The sequence below is a fragment of the Fibrobacter sp. UWH1 genome, from assembly GCF_002210365.1.
Classification (GTDB): Bacteria; Fibrobacterota; Fibrobacteria; order Fibrobacterales; family Fibrobacteraceae; genus Fibrobacter.
Genome location: NZ_MWQG01000002.1, coordinates 183,566 through 201,805 on the forward strand (window position 1 = coordinate 183,566; position 18,240 = coordinate 201,805).

17 protein-coding genes are annotated in these 18,240 nt (G+C 49.1%); 14 read left to right on the forward strand and 3 right to left on the reverse strand.

The features are described from left to right. Positions 1–249 precede the first annotated feature (249 nt). Genes B7992_RS01895 through B7992_RS01905 form a run of 3 tightly spaced genes read left to right on the forward strand, consistent with a single transcriptional unit; the run spans position 250 to position 3,803 of the window. Complete coding sequence (locus tag B7992_RS01895) at positions 250–1,716, forward strand: DnaA/Hda family protein (protein ID WP_073160008.1); 1,467 nt, start codon at positions 250–252, stop codon at positions 1,714–1,716. 2 nt (positions 1,717–1,718) lie between these two features. Next, positions 1,719–2,597, forward strand: coding sequence for an NAD-dependent epimerase/dehydratase family protein (locus tag B7992_RS01900; RefSeq protein WP_088665473.1), 879 nt, complete (start codon positions 1,719–1,721; stop codon positions 2,595–2,597). Between the two features lie 51 nt (positions 2,598–2,648). After that, positions 2,649–3,803 carry a hypothetical protein gene (locus B7992_RS01905; RefSeq protein ID WP_088665474.1) on the forward strand — a complete coding sequence of 385 codons (1,155 nt, stop codon included), beginning with the start codon at positions 2,649–2,651 and terminating at the stop codon, positions 3,801–3,803. 1 nt (position 3,804) lies between these two features. On the opposite strand, the gene B7992_RS01910 is transcribed toward B7992_RS01905, so the two are convergent. Together B7992_RS01910 and B7992_RS01915 are read right to left on the reverse strand one after the other, a co-directional pair. Continuing rightward, positions 3,805–6,117, reverse strand: a complete 2,313-nt coding sequence (locus B7992_RS01910) for a LysM peptidoglycan-binding domain-containing protein (protein ID WP_088665475.1) — start codon at positions 6,115–6,117, stop codon at positions 3,805–3,807. A gap of 5 nt (positions 6,118–6,122) precedes the next feature. After that, positions 6,123–6,329, reverse strand: a complete 207-nt coding sequence (locus B7992_RS01915; protein ID WP_073160022.1) for a hypothetical protein — start codon at positions 6,327–6,329, stop codon at positions 6,123–6,125. A gap of 54 nt (positions 6,330–6,383) precedes the next feature. On the opposite strand from B7992_RS01915, the gene B7992_RS01920 reads away from it, so the two are divergent. Both B7992_RS01920 and slyD read left to right on the forward strand, forming a co-directional pair. After that, complete coding sequence (locus B7992_RS01920) at positions 6,384–8,510, forward strand: thrombospondin type 3 repeat-containing protein (protein WP_073284810.1); 2,127 nt, start codon at positions 6,384–6,386, stop codon at positions 8,508–8,510. A 78-nt stretch (positions 8,511–8,588) separates the two neighbouring features. Further along, the gene (gene slyD / locus B7992_RS01925; protein ID WP_073160026.1) at positions 8,589–9,188 is read left to right on the forward strand and encodes a peptidylprolyl isomerase; all 600 of its coding nucleotides are present in this window, start codon (positions 8,589–8,591) and stop codon (positions 9,186–9,188) included. A 74-nt stretch (positions 9,189–9,262) separates the two neighbouring features. On the opposite strand, the gene B7992_RS01930 is transcribed toward slyD, so the two are convergent. After that, positions 9,263–10,039, reverse strand: coding sequence for a hypothetical protein (locus tag B7992_RS01930; RefSeq protein WP_073236708.1), 777 nt, complete (start codon positions 10,037–10,039; stop codon positions 9,263–9,265). A 114-nt stretch (positions 10,040–10,153) separates the two neighbouring features. On the opposite strand from B7992_RS01930, the gene B7992_RS01935 reads away from it, so the two are divergent. The 9 genes from B7992_RS01935 (at position 10,154) to B7992_RS17045 (ending at position 17,650) form a co-directional block, all read left to right on the forward strand. Then, complete coding sequence (locus tag B7992_RS01935) at positions 10,154–10,897, forward strand: ankyrin repeat domain-containing protein (protein ID WP_073160030.1); 744 nt, start codon at positions 10,154–10,156, stop codon at positions 10,895–10,897. 198 nt (positions 10,898–11,095) lie between these two features. Continuing rightward, positions 11,096–11,890, forward strand: a complete 795-nt coding sequence (locus B7992_RS01940; protein ID WP_073160032.1) for a DUF3450 family protein — start codon at positions 11,096–11,098, stop codon at positions 11,888–11,890. Beyond that, a complete protein-coding gene (locus B7992_RS01945) occupies positions 11,890–13,395 on the forward strand; it encodes a MotA/TolQ/ExbB proton channel family protein (RefSeq protein ID WP_083538223.1) in 1,506 nt (501 codons plus the stop codon). Before B7992_RS01940 ends, B7992_RS01945 begins: the two co-directional genes overlap by 1 nt. Before the next feature lie 12 nt (positions 13,396–13,407). Continuing rightward, positions 13,408–14,166 carry a MotA/TolQ/ExbB proton channel family protein gene (locus B7992_RS01950; protein WP_088665476.1) on the forward strand — a complete coding sequence of 253 codons (759 nt, stop codon included), beginning with the start codon at positions 13,408–13,410 and terminating at the stop codon, positions 14,164–14,166. Between the two features lie 2 nt (positions 14,167–14,168). Continuing rightward, positions 14,169–14,573, forward strand: coding sequence for a biopolymer transporter ExbD (locus B7992_RS01955; protein ID WP_073160035.1), 405 nt, complete (start codon positions 14,169–14,171; stop codon positions 14,571–14,573). A 185-nt stretch (positions 14,574–14,758) separates the two neighbouring features. Beyond that, positions 14,759–15,415: a TonB family protein gene (locus B7992_RS01960; RefSeq protein ID WP_249506188.1), complete on the forward strand. Its 657-nt coding sequence runs from the start codon at positions 14,759–14,761 to the stop codon at positions 15,413–15,415. Next, a complete protein-coding gene (locus tag B7992_RS01965) occupies positions 15,405–16,415 on the forward strand; it encodes a tetratricopeptide repeat protein (protein WP_073284816.1) in 1,011 nt (336 codons plus the stop codon). The genes B7992_RS01960 and B7992_RS01965 overlap by 11 nt, the downstream gene beginning before the upstream one ends. A gap of 57 nt (positions 16,416–16,472) precedes the next feature. Then, positions 16,473–17,477, forward strand: coding sequence for a hypothetical protein (locus B7992_RS16255; RefSeq protein WP_141100337.1), 1,005 nt, complete (start codon positions 16,473–16,475; stop codon positions 17,475–17,477). Positions 17,478–17,518: 41 nt separating this feature from the next. Continuing rightward, positions 17,519–17,650, forward strand: a complete 132-nt coding sequence (locus B7992_RS17045; protein WP_254917581.1) for a hypothetical protein — start codon at positions 17,519–17,521, stop codon at positions 17,648–17,650. Positions 17,651–18,240: the final 590 nt, after the last annotated feature.

Here is an 18,240-nt window from a genome sequence, read left to right on the forward strand (position 1 = left end):
TGTCAAGAGATAGTTCAAAATTTTTCTGTTGATAAGTTGTGTTTTTTAGTGTGGTGCAGTTTTGATTGATGCGTGATTAATTGAGTGCGTAAATTGGATAGAACGGTGGATTTTGAGGTAAAAATTTTTTTTTGCCTTTTTTGATTGAAAAAACGCGTTTTATAAGAAAAATTTATGGTAAGGGCTCAATCCTGGAGCCCTTTACTTAACTTTAGACCACGTTTGTAGTTTTTCTTACTTTGGTTTTGCGTGTCGAATACTGTTTCTATTTTTGATGTTGTTGAGTCGCCCTGGAAGTCTGTGCTGGACTTGGTGCGTCAAGAATGCAACGACTATTTTGGGCTTACTATTCTCGATGCAGTCGGGTTTGATGGGGTGCGCGATGGCTATGCACTTCTGACCGTTCCTGACGAACTGCGCGAAAACTGGATCAATACCCATTACGGCGACATTCTTCGTAAGGCTTTCAGGTCTGTATTCGGCACAGAATTTGTTGATTACCGTATTCGTCAGGTGGCACCCACGGCTCCCGTTCCCGAAATGAGTTTTTCGGCCCCGGTGCCTCCGCGTCCTGTTATTGCCCGCCCCAAAAAGGTTGTAAAACGTAGACCTAAGCTAAATCTTTATGCGGCCTATACCTTTGAGAATTTTATTGAAGGTGAAAGTAATTCGACCGCCTATAAGGCTTGCAAATCTGTTTCCGAGAATCCTGGCGACCCTGCCTTGAATCCGCTGTTTGTATATGGCGATTCTGGCCTTGGTAAAACACATCTTTTGCAGTCCATTGCCGCAAGTATTCAGAAGAATCGTCCCGAGGCAAGGATTGTTTACTGCCACGCCTATGATTTCTTGCGTGATGCGACAGCAACGGCCAATGCTCTGAAAAAGAAAACGGGAAACGTGCGTGAGCTGGCCGAAGCCTTTCAGGATAAGTACGAAAATTGCGATATCCTCCTGCTGGATGATGTCCAGCTACTTGAAAGGGGTATTCGGTCCCAGGAACGCCTTGCGATCCTGATTCGTCATCTTCGTGCAGTGGGTAAGCAGGTTGTCCTTTCCTGCGATTGCCATCCGTCAAAGTTTACCATCGCAGATACCAAGGAAGATGCAAAGAAATGCGTTTCCTCGGGAATCCGCTGTATATCCACTAAGCTTTTGGCTCCCATTGAATCTTGTGTCGCCGTAGGAATTGATGAACCTGATCTGCAGACAAGAATGCGACTTATCCAGAAGATGGGTGTTTCTGTTCCCTTTGCAGATCGAGACAGGGAAGAAATCTATAGATTCCTCTCTATTCCGCGTCGTCAGAATGTTCGTGTACTTGAAGGTATGCTTCATTGGCTTGGCGCCATGAACCGTTTCTGTCAGGAAAATCTGGATTTGAATGCGGTACGTCGCTTGACTGCACCTAACGATTCCTCTGCTCGTGAGGCGTTGACCTTGAAGAGCATTGCCGAAACGGTGGCTTTTGAATTTGAAACGGACTTGATTTCCTTGGGGAGCAAGCGCCAGGATGCTGGCATTGCCTTGCCCCGTAAGGTGGCCATGTTCCTTTGCCGTGAAATGACGACGGAATCTCTCCAGAATATTGGGGCAACTTTCAACCGTGACTACGCCACAGTTATCGCCGCCATCCAGTCTTTGAAAAAGCAGATGGGTATCGATGAAAACCTTGCCCGCAAGGTTCAAGATATCCGGTATTTGCTGGAAGCCTAGCAATGCTTGCTTTGGTGACGGGGGGTGCTGGCGTCGTAGGGAAGGCGCTATGTCGGGAACTCATGGCACAGAATGTGTGTGTGCGTGTCTTGACTCTTCCGGGCGATACTTTGGCTAGTTCGTTGCCGAAGGAAGTTGAAGTTTTTTATGGGGATGTTACTAAACCCGAAACCATGAGAGCTGCCTTTGATGGGGTAGACGTGGTTTACCACCTGGCGGCAATACTTCTTTCTACAAAAGCGGGTGCCTTTGACTTTGTGAATTTTCAGGGGACCAAGAACGTTGTTGACGCGGCTCTTGAAGCAAAGGTTAAACGTTTTCTGTATGTTTCCAGTATATCCGTTACTTATCCTATACTGACTGCTTACGGACAAAGTAAATTAAAAGGGGAGTCCTATGTAAAGGCCGCAGGGGAACACGGCTTGCGTTGGACCATTGTGCGTCCTACCCTTGTAATCGGAGATGGTGGCGGAATTGAATACAATATGTTTGCCGCCTATGTAAAACGTTTCCCTGTTTATTTTTTACCGGGGGGCGGAAAGTCCTTGAAGCGTCCGGTCCGGAGCGTTGACCTTGTAAAGGGTATCGTGGCGGCTGGTCTTTCGGAATATACTCGTGGCAAGACTTACGCTTTGGCTGGCTCCACTCCCATATCCATGGCTCAAATGGCTAAAAAAATATTGGCTGCCGCTGGCAAGCGACATTTGATGATTCCCATTCCCTGGTGGATTGCCCGAAGGGTGGCTGTACTGAAAAGCTGGATTGGGGGCCGTCCCGTAACGGCAGAACAGGCTCTGGCTGGCTTTCTTTATGATGCTGTTCCCGAAATTGACTCCGCACGCCGCGATTTGGGGTATAATCCGGGAAACCCCTTTGCATAATGTAAATTTTTAGTTTATATTCTTTGTTGAAAAGAAAATTGAGGTTTTTCAATGAAGAAATTATCCGTCTTTGCTGCCGCAGCAGCCATGTCTCTTGCCTTTACTGCCTGTGGCGGTGATAGCAGCTCTTCCAATGTTGAACGTGAAGAAGATTCCTCCAGCAGCGTCGAAGAATCTTCCTCCTCTGTAGCAGAAGAATCCTCCTCTTCCGCAAAGGAGGAAAAGGGTGACCTGCCTAGGGGCGCACGTGTTGCCACTCTGGAAGACCTGGAAAAGAATTATTCTCTTCCCCTGTTTGGTACAGATCTTTACTTGGCTACAGGCTCCAAGCTGGGTGTGTTCTCCTTGTGGATTCCCGATACCGCATGGGTGGCTTTCCGCTCTGATTTCAAGGACGGTGTCCTGGAATTTTCTGAAGAAGGCAAGAACGGCAGCTTCCTGGGTGCTGATTTCGCCGTTGCCGATTCCCTGCAGAAATTGTTCAAGAAGGGTGCTACTATTAAGCTCATCGTGAACAGCGAAGACCGGCTTCAGTATTCCCTGAACGGTAGCAAGTATGCCGACCTGAAAACGGCTAAGGTTAAAATTTCTGAAAACGTGATTTCCGATGGTAGCAAGTTGAATGGCTTGACCTTGGAATGCAAACAGGAAAAGTCAACTGTTAAGTATTCCTTCTACGAAGGCCGCTACGTTGCTGAATCCGGTGATGAATGGGAAGCTGGTTACTATGATATCCAGCGCAGCAAGTTGTTGATGCTTCCGACCTTTATCGAAAAGGATTCCTATTTGCCGCTGGTGACCATGACTGTGGGTACCGACTATACTATGGATGACGCCACTGGTGGTCAGCAGACTTGTAAGTCTTCCAGCAACAAGTATGAAGCTATTGATCACGAGAAGATTGCTGGCGAATGGGTTGCCGACAAGGACGGTTATGACTGGACCTTGACGTTGAAGGATTCCGGCAAGTACAGTGTCGACTCCAAGAAGGGCAACACCACCGTTCTTAACAATTCCGGTGTCTGGGATGTTTATGGCAATGTGCTTCTGATCAAGAATACCGCTTGCAGCGAACCTGAAAAATGCCTGACTGGCATTAAGGGTGTCGTTAGCGGTTTCGATGCCAAGAAGGGCTTCAACTTGGATCACTCCAATACTGAAGAACCGTCCATGCCGACTGTATGGACCATGCCTCAGTATGAGTAATCTAGCGCTTGATTTTTAAGCGGTCGCCTGCACGTACCTTGGTGTCGTTGAGGTTATTCCATTTGACGATATCTTCGATGGTAACCTTGTACTGGCGGGCGATGTCCCAAAGGCTTTCGCCTTTCTGAACTTCATGAATGCGGTCGTCTTCTTCGGATGGCTGCATTTCTTTTTTGGGTGCCGCAGGAACCTTAAGCTTTTGTCCCACGTCGATAACCGTGTTGGCGCCCATGTCGTTGAGTTCCTGGATTCTTTGTACCGTGGTCGAGAACTTTCTGGAAATGGCGGTAAGGTTATCCCCAGGTCTGACTGTATAGACTGTCAGCTTTTCTGCGGAATTAGACTTTCGTTCGCTCTTGTATTCGGCGCTCTTGGCCTGCTTTGCCGGTTTGGAAGGCGTGTGCTTGAATTCGGGAATCACGATGGAATCGCCGACGGCAAGACGCTTCTTGAATCCGTTGTTGGCCTGCAGAAGCAAAAGCACGGGAACTTCGTAGGACTTGGCGATGGCGGCATAGGTGTCTCCCGACTTTGCCACGTACTTTTCACCCTTGGCCAGCTTCGGACGTTCAACAGGAGTGGTGGCAACTGCGGCGGTCGGTTTCAATTCGGGCTTCGAAACGAAAACAGTGTCGCCTGCATTTACGAAAGAGGCGGCGTCCATGGAATTCCAGGCGCGGAGGTTTTCCTGGGAGGTTCCGAACTTGCGGGCGATCGAGGCCAGATTGTCGCCGGGCTGGACCACGTAAGTGCGGACTTTTTCAGGCTTCTTTCTGGCAGAAGAGGCCGACTTGGGCTTCGGCGTAATCCTGATGGGAATGAGCAAGGACTGTCCCGCCCTGATGCGGGTGTTCTTCATGTCGTTGGCTTGCTGCAGTTCTGAAACCTTGATGCCGTACATCCTGGCGATAGAACCCAGATTCTCGCCTCGCTTAACCTTGTGGTGGTGCCAGCTGGAGAAGTTGTTTTTCTCCATCTTGTCATAGCCGTCAACGAAGGCCGCTCTTGTACCGACAGGCAGACGCAACAGGTAGGAGTCCTTGTTGGGGGGCGTGCACCATTTTACCAGTTCCATGTTAAGGCTGCGGAGGGTGTCTTCCTTGACCTTCAGAAGGTTTGCAACTTCTTCGAGAGGGAATGAATCGAAAACGGTTACCGTATCAAAGTCCGGCTGACGTTGCGGTTCCACAATCATATCGTACTGTTCGGGGAAGTGACCGACCACCATGGCTGCAAGAATACGGGGAACATAGCGCATGGTTTCCTTGGGAAGGTCCAACTCCCAGTAAGTGACGGCAAGGCTGGAATCTCTAGTGGAGTCTGCCTTCATTTCCTTGACCAGTCTGCGGACACGGCCTTCACCGCAGTTGTAGGCGGCCATGGCCAACAGCCAGTCGCCGAATTCATCGTGCAGTCGCTTAAGATATTTGAGGGCCGCCTTTGTCGCCTTTTCCGGGTTGCGGCGCATGTCTACCCAGTAGTCTACTTCAAGACCATAGCGCTTGCCGGTTTCGGGAATGAACTGCCACATGCCAGATGCCTTGGCGCGGCTGTAGGCTTTAACCTTGAATCCAGATTCCACCAGGGAAAGGTAGATCAAGTCCCGCGGCATTTGGGCTGCATCCAGCTGGGCGTAGATCAGGGAATCGTAGGCGGTCTTTCTGTTCAGGGAGCCGGACATGAAGGACCGGGCCTGGTTGGTCATGTAGTAGATTTCCTGCATGACGCGGTCGTTGAATTCCACCGGCAGGGAGAACTGTTTTAGGTCAACGGTATCCAAAAAACTTTCAATGACTTGCAGAGCGGCGCTGTCGGCCTGGTTTTCGTCAAGATCGTCAATGCCTTCAATTGAAACTTCGTTCCTTACGAAATTTTCGGCGCTTTCTCCCATTTCGGCAACGTTGGGGTACACTTCATCAAGTGCCGAGACGATGCGCTGTGGCATGGTGGCTCTATAGAGGGAGTCTTCCTGGAACGAAATATTCTTGTAGGTGGAATCGTACTTTTCAGAAACGAGCTGCCTAAGGGATTCGTCCAGGTAATGTCTTGCCAAAAGCCACTCCTGATTTTCCATAGCCTGCAATGCGTACTGGTAGTACGTCCATGAAGGCCTCGAGGCGATAGCGTCGGAAACTTTTTCCTTGAGAGCCTGTTCCGTATAGGAATCATTCGTGGTATCTGCCGTCGTTTGCGGAGTCGGTTCCACTATAGGAGTTGCCGGTGCGGGCTTAGAGGCGCAGCCTGTGAGGGTAAGGACTGCCAATGCAGAAAGTGTGCTTGCTAAAGAAATCTTATGGCGAAAAAATTTTTTCATCTTGCTTAACGAAGTACACGGTCAACTCCGAACCAGATGACGCCTGCCATGACAAAGGCGGCTATGATTTGGAGGATGATGATAATTTTATTTACAAAATAGGCTTTTTGTGATTTGCGGTGCCAGGAAGGGTAGACATTCCGTTCTTCACTTTCAATCTGTTCTTCGTTTTGTTTTTGAGTATCGTTCATTTCGGGGAGAAATATACTCATTTAAAAAGGAGGCCTCGTGAGCGTTTCCAAAAATTTTTAACTTCTAGGGGTCTTATGAGAAAACTCCTGCTCCTCATTGCAGTTTGCGTGTCCTGTGCACTGGCTCAGATTGGCTTGGCCCAGTCTGAAAGCGGTCTGCACGCCCCTTCTGCCATGACACTTGGCCAGGGATACCTTTTTGTCTCAGGCAGTTTTGAAATGGTCAGCAATGGTGAAACTGCCAGCATGGAAGGGTACTATACCGCAGACGGTAAACAGGTTGACCTTGGCAGGAATACTCCGTCAAACGACGAGAATTTGTTTGTGTCGTTTGGTGTCCTGGATAATCTGGATTTGTCCTTTTCTGTACCGTTCCACTACGACGGGGACATTCCCGGTGATGATTTTAATGGACTTGGACTGGGTGACATTCAGGTTGCTGGCAAAATTTCGTTCCCTTTATCTGACTGGATTTATCTTGGCCTAGGGAGTGAAATCATCGCGCCTACCGGTATTGAAAATAAAGGCTTTAGACCGAGACATCGGTGGTATATAGAACGTGACGGTTCGTCTTATGCGTATACGGCGGGCAACTGGGTTGTGGGGGCGAATGCCTACTTGACGATTGTCGGTGGAGAGTTTGTTACCTTTAACAGCTATGCCGCTCTTTTAAAAGAAGTGGGTGCTGACGAAACGTTTGTCCTGTGGGGCGGCGGTTTCAATATTTTCCCGGAAAAAATGCTAACCTTGATTTTGGAAATGTCCGGCGAGAGCCCCATACGTTCTTCCCATGTGCATCGCAGTGTGCTGAACAGTCCGTTCCGCTTTACTCCTGCCCTCAAGTTGCATTTGCCTCATGACGCCTTCCTGACAGTATTCGCCGACGTAGGCCTCAATTACTTCCGTTCCGACGATCTTGATAATGGATTGCCAGTTCATCTTGAAAATTCTTCTTCGGATATAGACTTTACCATATCGGGTAGCCCTACGGTTTCAATGGGCATAACCTTGAGCAAGACTTTTGATTTTAGCTGGCATGATGACGATGGTGACGGGGTCATAGACCGTAAGGACCTGTGCCCTAATACAGGCCGTAATCAGGTTGTGAACGCTCGTGGTTGCCCTGTGGATGAAGACCGTGATGGTGTGCTGAACATCGTGGATATGTGCCCTGGAACGCCTCTCGGTGTAATCGTCGGTCGAGACGGTTGCCCTCTGGACTTTGACCACGACGGAGTGCCGGACTACTTGGATAAATGCCTTGGCACGAAAAAGGGATTTGCTGTGGATTCCACAGGATGTATGCTGGATACCGATGGCGATGGAATCGATGATAACAACGATAAATGCCCTAATACCATTCCCGGTGATCCTGTAGACAGTACAGGTTGTCCTTTGGATCAGGACCATGACGGCATTCCCAATGACGTTGATAAATGCCCTGACACACCCTCCGATGTTTCGATTGACTTGATGGGTTGCCCCTTGGATTTTGATCAGGATGGCGTGCCCGATGGATATGACCGCTGCCCTAATTCCCTGTCGGGTGAAATTGTAGACCAGTTCGGCTGCCCCAATGATGCTGATAAGGATGGTGTTCCCGATACGAGAGATTTATGCCCCGATACTCAGGAAGGTGTGGCTGTCAATAGCGATGGCTGCCGCGTGGATTCCGATGACGATGGCGTCTTTGACGAAGAAGACAAGTGCCCGAGAACTCCGGCTGGTGCACCTGTAGATTCGCTGGGTTGTGCCATCGATTCAGACCATGACGGCATCCCCGACTGGATGGACTATTGCCCGGGAACTCTTGCCAAGGTGGTGGTGGATATTGAAGGCTGTCCCATGAATGCCCGCTTGAACTTCAATTCCATGGCTCAGAGGATCAAGTTCAAACATGGGGACACGACGTTGGTCCACTCTAGCTACACAGCCCTGAGCGATGTGATTGCCGCAATGCGCAAGCATCCCATGATGCTAGAAATCCAGTGCAGTGCCAGCGATGTTAGCCCTGACCGTGCCCAGGAACTGTCCGAAGCTCGAGCCCGTTCCATATTCAATTTCCTTGAGATGAAGGGTATCAGTGAAGACCGTCTAACCTATAAGGGGTACGGAAGCAAGCTTCCGCCGACCCAGACGCAGAAGAATGGAAGTTCCGCCCTGATTCGGCTTGTTCCGGTCTTGATGAAGACTGAACCCTAAAAATTTTCTATATTAGGCCAAACGTACTAGAACAAGACGGGCTTGCGAGAATGCAGCTCGATTAAATAAAGGATTTTTATGAAGATTGCTGACAAGACCGTTGTCCTGATGCACTACACTCTTACTTCTGACGAAGGTCAGGTGATTGACTCTTCCGCTGGCCGCGACCCGCTGCAGTACATCCAGGGTGCCCATATGATCGTTGTTGGTCTCGAAAAGGCCATGGTCGGTCATGAAGTTGGCGACAAGTTCGACGTCAAGGTGATCCCCTCCGAAGGTTACGGCGAATACGACGAACGTATGACTCAGGAAGTTCCCGTTAGCGTTTTCCAGGGTGTCGACAAGGTTGAAGCCGGTATGCAGTTCTATGCCCAGACTCCGGCAGGTCCCATGCCCATTCGCGTCAAGTCCGTCAATGGCGACAAGGCTGTTATCGATGCTAACCACGAACTGGCCGGCAAGAACCTGAACTTCGCTATCGAAGTGGTCGAAGTCCGCGAAGCTACCGAAGAAGAACTGAAGCCTTTTGAACCGCATCAGTGCCATTGCGGTAAGGGTGAAAACTGCTGCCATGGCGAAGATCCTGACTGCGAATGCCACGGCGAAGGCCACAAGGAAAACTGTGATGGCAAGGGCGGTTGCGGCTGCAAGCATCACGATGAACATCATAACGGCTAATTTTTAAAGTTAGCGTTTAGAAAAAGGCGTCTGGTTTGAACCAGGCGCCTTTTCTGTCTGACTACCCCAAAAAATTAGAATAGGGTAATGCCAAAACTGAGGAACGGCTGGAAGTTTGAATTCAATTCCAGCTTGAATTCGTCACCGCTCTTGTCTTTGGAAGTCTTTCTTTCGAAGTTAGTGTGGAATGTTTCGTAGCTGTTCTTGAGACCGGTAGAGATGTAGGCCCCATGCCATGCGATTCGGAGGCCGGCGCCATAGGCGTAGCCGTAGAGTACCGGAGACAGGAACTGGGTATTGTCAGAGAAGAAGGTCTTACCGAATATACCTGCTCCAAATAGATAGGGCTTGAACATGAACTGGTAATTGTAGCTTGCGATAAGAGGGTAGGCCAGGTCAAATCCCAACTGGAAGAGGGCTGTGTGGATCTGATGTCTGCCGTCGATGTCGGACTTGCTGATGGGGGAGTCTCCGAAATAGTCTTCGTAAAGTGCCTCGAAATCCTTCATAACCTTGTCCCTGTTTGCAGGGTGGTGGCTGACGCCAAGGAACTGGTATCCTGCCATGACGTAGATGTCGAACCATCCGGTAATGGGGAGGGTTCCTGAAGCTCCGTATATGTATGAATTGTCTACTGAAATATTGTATTTCTGGTTGTGGACTTTGTAGGTGTAATCCACGTTGCCCATGCTGACGTTGCTGAATTCAATGTAAGGGCCGAATGATCCTCGGTCTTCATATTCATGGATATCGCTCCTTTCAGCCGCCGCCATGGAATTATCAATGACGATTCGGTCGGCAAAGGCAAGGGTAAGGGAACAAAGGCTCAACGTTATAATCTTTCTAAACATGAAACAAAAATTAATTTTTTTCGTGTAAATTGAAATTTTTCGTGAATTATTTGTGAAAAAAGTGTATTTTTTCGGTCATAAAAAGCAAAAACCTCTATTTGGAGCTGTAATATTATGAACAAGAAGATTTTGGGTGCCCTTTGCGCTGCCAGTTTGATGTTTTCTTTGACGGCTTGTGACGATAAGATGGATCCTAACGATCCGGCTTCCGTCCGTAAGTATCTGACTAAGCAGCAGATTGCCTTTACCCCGAACCAGTTTGTCTCCTTCGCTGTTAATGGCGATACCGCTAAGATGACCTTGTTCCTCCAGGCATCTTTCGAAATCGACCAGCCCGCCGACAACGGCAACAACGCTGTTGCTATCGCTGCCAACAAGGGTAACATGGTTGTTCTGGACTACCTCTTTGCCCATGGTGCAAAGGCTGACGTCCGCAACGGTAACGGCGAAGCTGTTATCGACAACGCTGTCATGATGGGCAACAAGGAAGTTGTTTCCCGCCTCCTCACTCAGCTGAAGGCCGAAGGCGCTGATCCCCAGACTCTGGGTACCGCAGTTCTCCTGGCCGCTAAGGCTGGTAAGGTCGACATGCTGGAAATCCTCGCCAACGCCGGTGCTTCCCTGGAAACCCGTAGCGCCGATGGTTATATGCCCATCCACTGGACTGTCAAGAACGGTCAGTATGACGCTATGATGTTCCTCATTGGTAAGGGTGTTGACGTGAACGCCAAGTGCGGTCAGGGCTACTCTGTTCTGGACTGGGCAACCAACGAAGGTTACACCCGTCTGATCAAGGCTCTGAAGAAGGCTGGCGCCAAGAATACTCCGCAGTACTTCAAGGATTCCAAGGGCAAGTAAGATTTGAGGGGAGAATTCCCCTGGAATAGTCAAAAATTCGAAAAAATCCGCAGTTTTTCTGCGGATTTTTTTGCGTTTAGGGGAGTAGACCGCCTGATTTTCTGCCTATCGGGGTGAAGTTTGTTCTTAATTGCTTATAATTCCGTTTTTTTTGAGAATTTCTGCATTTTACGCAATGGTTCTTTGTATTTTTAGGTTATGAAGTTCTCTTTACTGACCAAGTTGTGTCTATGCTTGTGCTTGACTGGCGTTTTTGCCGGTGCCCAAGAAACGGTTGAAAGCGTCCGTCGTCAGATTAAGGCGGTGGAAGCCGAAACTGCCCGCGAAAAATCCATGCACGATGCCGAAAAGAAGCGCCACGCCGAATTTGTGGAAGTTGGTCGCAAGAAAGTTCAGGCTCTTGCTACCCAGAATAAGACCCTGAAGGCCGAAATCGATTCCCTCAAGGCCGAAATCAAGAATTTGGCTGAAGCACGCCAGAAGACCGCCGGTACCATCAAGTACTTTGAAAACCGCAAGGCCAAATACAATGAATCCCTGGCTAAGGTTATCGATTCACTGGTTCCCGTGTTTGAGTCCGATTTCCCGTACCGCAACGAGGAAACGGTCACCAGCATTAAGGAAATCGCCAATCAGCTTCATAAGAGCCTGATCGAGGCTGACGATGGCCTCAACCGCACCTTGGAAGTTTTCTATGACCGAATCCGCCTTGGGTACACCACCGAAGTGTGGAACGGATTCCTGCAGGTGGATGCACGCAACGTTGCCGGCAAGTTCATGCGTTATGGTGCCGTGGCCGCCATCTTTGTGAGCAACGACGGTAACGACGTTCTTTGGTTGACCCGCACCGATAAGGGTGCCTATAAGTGGAAGAATGTTTCTGACGACCTGGCCATGCGTACCGTCCTGAAGGACGTGATGAAGGTGGCCGAGGGCAAGACTGCTCCCCGTCTGGTTACAATCCCTGTATTTATTCCCGCGGAGGCTAAGTAATGAAGTTCTTTAACCTTCGTAAGTTGATTGCCCCTGTGGCTGTTGCCGCTGTTCTCTGTGCCGCTCCCGCAATGGCTCAGAAGGGCGGAGAATCCATTGATGCTGTAAAGCAGCGTGCTGAACTGAACAGCGCCAAGGCTGACTTGGAAGAAGCCCGCAAGAAACGCGACATGGCCGTGGCCGCCCGTTGGAAGGACCGCGAAACCGCCAATCAGGAACGTGAACTTTTTAACGAGAAGTATCAGGAAAACAAGGAAAAGGTTGACGCTCTCATGAGCGAACGCGCCCGTCTTTTCGAAGATGTCCGCGTTGCCCGTGAAGACTTGGCTCAGGTAAAGCTCCAGGCTGAAAAGGCCCGCGCCGAATACCTTTCTCTGGCTGCTGGTCCCGAACGTCTTGAGACGTTGGCTAAGTTCCAGGAACAGGGAATTCCCTTCAAGATTGCTGAACGCGTAGAAGTCCAGAATAAGGTGAAGAAGGAAATGGGTCTGTATCGCGATGATCCTCTCCGTATTGCCAAGTCTATCTTGAATGTGGCCAAGAACGAGATGGCCTTTACCCGCGAAGTGCAGGTGGAACAGGCCGAATTGGTGTTCGGTACCGCTGTGGCCCAGGGTTACCGCATGCGTCTGGGTGGCTTGTTTGCCATGCAGAAGTCTACTGCGGTCATGGATTCCGCCGGCAATAGCGCCTCTGCCTTGATGCTCCCTGTGGCTGGCGAAAAGAAACGCTCCTTCAGCTGGCAAGAAAATCTGACTCCCGAAACAAAGACTCAAGTTACAACTGCTTTTGGCAGTTACAAGGATTCCGCCCATGTTATGGTGCCGGTGGACGTGCTCCTGAGTACAGAACTGAGCAGTGAACTGGCTAACCACCAGGAAACCACCTGGAAGGATGAACTGAAGACTTTCTTCAAGAACGGTGGCATTTTGATGTACCCCATCGTGGCCATCTTCGGTCTGGGTCTGTTGATTGTGGCCTGGCGCCTGCTGTGGCTCTTGATCTTTGGCTTTGGCGGTCTTGGCGTTCGCCGAACCTTGAAAGCTTTGGATAAGGGAGACATCGAAGGGGCCCGCAAACATGTAAAGAAGGCCCATGGGGAAGTCGGAAAGGTACTGAAAACCGTTCTTAACAAGGAATATGGTGGCCGCGCTGCAGCAGAAAAGGCCTTGGAAGGCGTATTCTCCGCAGACGTTCCCAAGATTGAATCTGGACTTACCTGGGTTTCCGTGTTTGCGGCGACGGCTCCGCTCCTTGGTTTGTTGGGTACCGTGATGGGTATGATCGAATTGTTTGATGTCATTACCATGCATGGCACTTCCGACCCCAAGCTTTTGGCTGGCGGTATTTCCATTGCCCTTGTGACGACGGAAGCTGGCCTTATTGTGGCTATTCCGCTGCAGCTTCTGCATACCTTCCTGGCTAACCGTGCCGACGCTCTTCGTGGTCGTATGGAAAAGGCTGGCTTGGCTGTATTGAATGCCCTTTGGATTAAAGAAAAGTAATTCGCGGTTGTTATGGATCCCATAGTGATTGCAGGCGTAGATCAGAATTCCGTCTTGGAAGCGGCTTTCGGCATCCTCTTTAGAGGGGGCTGGGTCCTGGCACCGATTTTTGTGCTGGGATGGTTTGGCTGGTTTCTGATGCTGGAACGCTATGGCTACTATTTTATGCTCCGCGGAAAGTCCCAGTCTTCTTTCTGGCGGTTGCTGAAGAAGAAGGGGGTGGACGCCGCCTTTGCGAAACTCCGCAAGCGCCCCTACGGTTACTTTTTGGCCTTGGCCGAAGACGTACGCAACCATCATCATGAAGGTCCTGTGGCGGTACGTAATGCTATGGAAGCTACTCGCCATCGCATTTCGCTGAACTTGGCGAAGTCTTTGAAGACCATTTCTACCTGCGCCGCTATTGCGCCTATGCTTGGCCTGTTGGGTACAGTTAGTGGCATGGTCCATACTTTTGAAACCATCCAGCTTTTTGGTTTTGGAAATCCGGTGCTTCTGGCTGACGGCATTTCCGAAGCCCTGCTTACGACCCAGGCCGGGCTCCTGGTGGCTTTCCCCCTGATGCTTGCCTACAACTACTTGGCAAGCCGAGTAGAAAAAGTGGAAGATGAAGCCTGGAGCGAAGCCCTGAAATTTGAAGCTTATGTGTTTGATTCCGAACGTGGTCTTGATGCTTCTTTAGTGTGTCATCCTGACTCCTCTTCAGAGAGCCAGCCTGTGTCCCCTTCAGAGAGTCATTCTGAGCGTAGCGAAGAATCCAGTGAGGTATAAAAATGAGTTTTATTCGTAAACGTAATCGCGACGCTGGCGGCATCGATGTCTCTCCCATGCTGGACATGGTGTTCATCTTGTTGATCTTCTTTATTGTGACTTCCACTTTTACCCGCGAAACCGGTGTGGACGTTACCAAGCCCAAGGCCAGTTCCGCCAAGGATCTTGCCAAGGAAAGTATTCTTGTGGGCGTTACCCGCCAGGGAACCATTCACATTAACGAAACCCAGGTGAATCTTTCTACCCTGCAGACCGTGCTCCGTCAGATGATGGCCGAGGCTCCGGATCGTCCGGTGATTATCGTTAGCGACCGTGACGCACCCAATGGCGTGGTGGTGGATATTTTGGATGAATGTAATATTGCCAAGGTCCGCAAAGTCTCCATTTCAGCAAATAAGGAAGAGTGAGCGATTGGCAATTAACAGTGAACAGTGAATAGTGAAGGGGGCTGCGAGAGAGGTGTCATTCTGAGCGAAACGAAGAATCTGGAAGCTTAGATATGAATTATGAGACATGATTGAGTGTGTCATTCTGAGCGAAACGAAGTGGAGTCGAAGAATCTAACAATTTTGAGTCTAAAAGTAGAATTTATATGAAGAACTTTTCGTTCACAGATTTTATGGTCAAGTATTTCCGCTTTCCGGCGGCATTCGTGCTTTCCTTTGTGGTGAGTGCGGTGTTCTTCTTGGCTGTTCCTGTGATCAACGCATTGTTCTTCGATAAGGGCGTTAAGGCCGAAAAGGAACTGGAAGCCGTTACCGAGGTGGAAGTCCTTGTTAGCGAAAAGAAGCCCGAAGTTCAGAAAAAGGTTTTACGTACTGTTGTGAATCCCAACCCCTTCAAGATCTCTTCCAATATGGGAATGGCCCGCAGTCAGAACTTCTCTATGGATTTGTCCCTGGCTCGTGGTGCTGCAGGCGATGGTGTTGCCGTTGGTACTGGCGGCATGGAAAATGTTGTTTATGAAGCTGGCGAAGTGGACGAACAGGCCGGTGTATTGCGTGAAGTGCAGCCTAAGTTCCCTGCAAAGGCCAAGCGCATGGGTGTTTCGGGTTACGTGAAGGTCTTGATTGTGATTGACGTTTACGGCGATGTGGCTCAGGCTCAGGTGTTGACCCAGGAACCTGCAGGTTATGGCTTTGATGTGGAAGCCTTGAATGCTGTTCGTCAGTGGAAGTTCAGTCCCGCTCAGTTAGGCGGATATCCCGTGGCCCAGAAGGCTACAAAGGAGTTCCGCTTTGTTAACTAGAGTGTGTCATTCTGAGTCAAAGAATCTAGTGCTTTCGTTCTTTGTCTGCATTCTTTTCTTGCTTTCTTCAACGGCATTTGCTGCCGACGATTACTTTTTCAAGGCAAACGAACTTTACGACCAGGGCAAGTACAAGGAATCTGTTCCACTGTATCGTGCAGCCATTGATGATGGCAAGTACGAACCTTTTGCCTGGTTCAATTTGGGTAACGCACTTGTTCAGCTGGGGCGCAAGGAAGTGGCCTTGGTGGCTTACCGCCGTACTGTGGAACTGCTGCCCAATTTCGAGAAAGCCTGGATGCTCATGGGCGACATCTATTACCTGGCTGGGGATGCGGGAGAGGCCATTGCTGCCTATAACCGCGCAGTGGAACTGGGTGTAGAATCGGACCATGTCCATTTTGCCTTGGCTGAATGTTATTTGAAGGGCCGCGATTGGACTCTTGCCCAGAAAAATTTTGAACGGGCTCTCCAGCTGAATCCGGATCGTATGGATGCCTGGTATGGCTTGGCCGAAGTCTATGAAAAGTTAGGCGATTATGAATACGCTATCAAGACTTTGCAGAATGCCTTACAGATGACCGCCACCGCTGGCGCAGATGTCCACTTTACCATGGCTTACTACTATCGTAGCATGGATTCCACCAAGAAGTCCTTGAACGAAATGGAAAACGGACTGCTGATGGATCCGGAAAATGTTTCTGCCCGCCGTTACCTGGCTCAGATGTACGTGAAGCAGGAATCCCCCTGGATGGCCATCTTTACCTTGGAAGAAGGTTTGCGCCATAAGAAAGGCGTCGCCGATTTGAATCTTGATCTAGGCCAGATTTACTTCAATCAGAAACGCTACGACGAAGCCTTCGAATGCTATATGAAGGCTTGGCTTGCAGGCAATTCCCAGGGACGCATCGGTGCCGAAAACGTGGGCCATGTGTTCTCTAACGAAGGCGATACTGAAAAGGCCGAAAGCCTGTACAAGCGCATCCGCGAAAAGAAATAAAAAATTAGCAAATCTTGCTAAATTTTCCCCAAAAATGCTTATTTCAGGGGATATAGAATGAAAAAAATATTTGCTCTGACTTTTATTGCTGCCATGGCATGCTTCGTAAATGCTGAAACAACAGGTTGCCCGTCCGGTAGCAACGGCCCAATTGTTTATTCTACAGATAATGGCTTGTGTGTGGCTACGATTTATGCTGATGCGGGAGCTTCGGCGACTGTACAGCTCAATGATAATAATCCAACATTGCTCTATAAACGCAAGTTTGAAAAAAATGGAGCTGTTACAGTTGATAAGGTTGTTTATCAAAGAACTGATGAAGATAAGGCTAATCGAAAAAGCGTTGTATTCCCGTTCTCAGTTCCTGAAGGATGCAACGACGGAAAAGTTTTCGCTTTTGAACAGGTTCGTAAATTTAGCGGTTCATGGATTCTTTCTGTAGTGGAAACATCATCAATAGAAGCGAATGTTCCTTATATCATTCAATTTGGGAATAAGGTTAGTTTTAAAACTAGCTCCGATAACTCTTCCTGTAAATACACCATTCAGGCTGCGGATTCGATCAAAACTGTTAGAGTAAAAGCTGAATCACTTAAAGGCTCTTGGAAAATGAAGGGCACGTATCAGGAAATTGTCTTTGATGATGTATCTAAGGTCGGAGTGTATGGTTTTTCTGGCTATGCAAAAAAAATAAGTGAAACAACGTCAATAGAAGCTGGAAAATTTGTAAAAGCGGGGAGTGGTGCAAGTGTTCCTCCTCTTCGTGCTTATTTGGTTTATAATAAGAATGATACCTTGTTTAAAGCTTCTGAAGGCAAGCCTGCCCCGGAGGGAATGGCTTCTGTAGCCTCAATTTCTGATGAAAGTCTTCCATCTGAAATTGAAGTTGAGTTCCTTGACAAAGATGGTAATGTCACCGCCATCGCTCAGATGAACACCCGCACCGGTGAAATTTCTTCCGATAAGAACCTCTGGTTTGATCTCAAGGGCCGCAAACTGAACAAGAAGCCCACCGTCAAGGGAACCTACTACAACAACGGTCAGAAGGTCATCATCAAGTAAGGTGTCAAAAAATATTTAAGAAAGAGTATGTCGCTCCCAAGATGGATGTTGTAGAAATGAAAATCGAGACCGTTCTCATGGAGTCCGGTGGCACCGATGGTGGCCCCGAAGCCACTGAATACGATGGCGAATTCGGCTGCCTCTACAATCCTGAAATGGATAAAAAGGCTTAATTTATTTACAAATAGCCTCCACAGTCACCCCGGATCCACCCGGGGTCTTTTTTTTTCGTACGTCATGCCGAACTTGTTTCGGCATCGACATTCCCGAACCAGAGCCTTCACCGCGTAAGCGATGTCTCTGAGTCGGCATTCCCATATCCCTGAGCTATACGAAACTCGCCACATCAGTGGCCTAGTTGAGTTATCCTCTTTGGGGAGGTGTCGAAGGGCACCTCGGCAGGCTCGGTGACCTTGCGAAAGCCTCCTGTAAAATGCGTAAAAGTAGCCGACAAATTGCAAAGCACCGTTTCACGCAGATGACAGCGCTTCCGCAAAATGCAAAGCACCGTTTCACGCGGATGACAATCGCAAAGGCCGGGATGACAGCGCTTCTTTGTTCGTGCTAAAAAATTTTACAATCATTTTTCAAAAAATCGGGATCCATTCCCCGCAAAAAAGCGTGTATAGGATTGGTGGCGATTTTGCCTTCCCGCAAAGGTGTGCGCAACAACCGAAAAAATACATGAACAAAAGAAAACATGACGGGTTCCTGAAGTACGTCTTTTCAAAACCGGTCAACGCAAAGGCTCTTTTCGAGATGG

Excerpts from the sequence above, each read along its gene's own strand:
- B7992_RS01960 (WP_249506188.1), top strand. The coding sequence starts at position 14,759 with ATGAAGAACTTTTCGTTCACAGATTTTATGGTCAAGTATTTCCGCTTT.
- B7992_RS01900 (WP_088665473.1), top strand. The coding sequence starts at position 1,719 with ATGCTTGCTTTGGTGACGGGGGGTGCTGGCGTCGTAGGGAAGGCGCTA.
- B7992_RS17045 (WP_254917581.1), top strand. The coding sequence starts at position 17,519 with ATGGATGTTGTAGAAATGAAAATCGAGACCGTTCTCATGGAGTCCGGT.
- B7992_RS01930 (WP_073236708.1), bottom strand. The coding sequence starts at position 10,039 with ATGTTTAGAAAGATTATAACGTTGAGCCTTTGTTCCCTTACCCTTGCC.
- B7992_RS01910 (WP_088665475.1), bottom strand. The coding sequence starts at position 6,117 with ATGAAAAAATTTTTTCGCCATAAGATTTCTTTAGCAAGCACACTTTCT.
- B7992_RS01940 (WP_073160032.1), top strand. The coding sequence starts at position 11,096 with ATGAAGTTCTCTTTACTGACCAAGTTGTGTCTATGCTTGTGCTTGACT.
- B7992_RS01945 (WP_083538223.1), top strand. The coding sequence starts at position 11,890 with ATGAAGTTCTTTAACCTTCGTAAGTTGATTGCCCCTGTGGCTGTTGCC.
- B7992_RS01950 (WP_088665476.1), top strand. The coding sequence starts at position 13,408 with ATGGATCCCATAGTGATTGCAGGCGTAGATCAGAATTCCGTCTTGGAA.
- B7992_RS01935 (WP_073160030.1), top strand. The coding sequence starts at position 10,154 with ATGAACAAGAAGATTTTGGGTGCCCTTTGCGCTGCCAGTTTGATGTTT.
- slyD (WP_073160026.1), top strand. The coding sequence starts at position 8,589 with ATGAAGATTGCTGACAAGACCGTTGTCCTGATGCACTACACTCTTACT.
- B7992_RS01915 (WP_073160022.1), bottom strand. The coding sequence starts at position 6,329 with ATGAGTATATTTCTCCCCGAAATGAACGATACTCAAAAACAAAACGAA.
- B7992_RS16255 (WP_141100337.1), top strand. The coding sequence starts at position 16,473 with ATGAAAAAAATATTTGCTCTGACTTTTATTGCTGCCATGGCATGCTTC.
- B7992_RS01920 (WP_073284810.1), top strand. The coding sequence starts at position 6,384 with ATGAGAAAACTCCTGCTCCTCATTGCAGTTTGCGTGTCCTGTGCACTG.
- B7992_RS01905 (WP_088665474.1), top strand. The coding sequence starts at position 2,649 with ATGAAGAAATTATCCGTCTTTGCTGCCGCAGCAGCCATGTCTCTTGCC.
- B7992_RS01955 (WP_073160035.1), top strand. The coding sequence starts at position 14,169 with ATGAGTTTTATTCGTAAACGTAATCGCGACGCTGGCGGCATCGATGTC.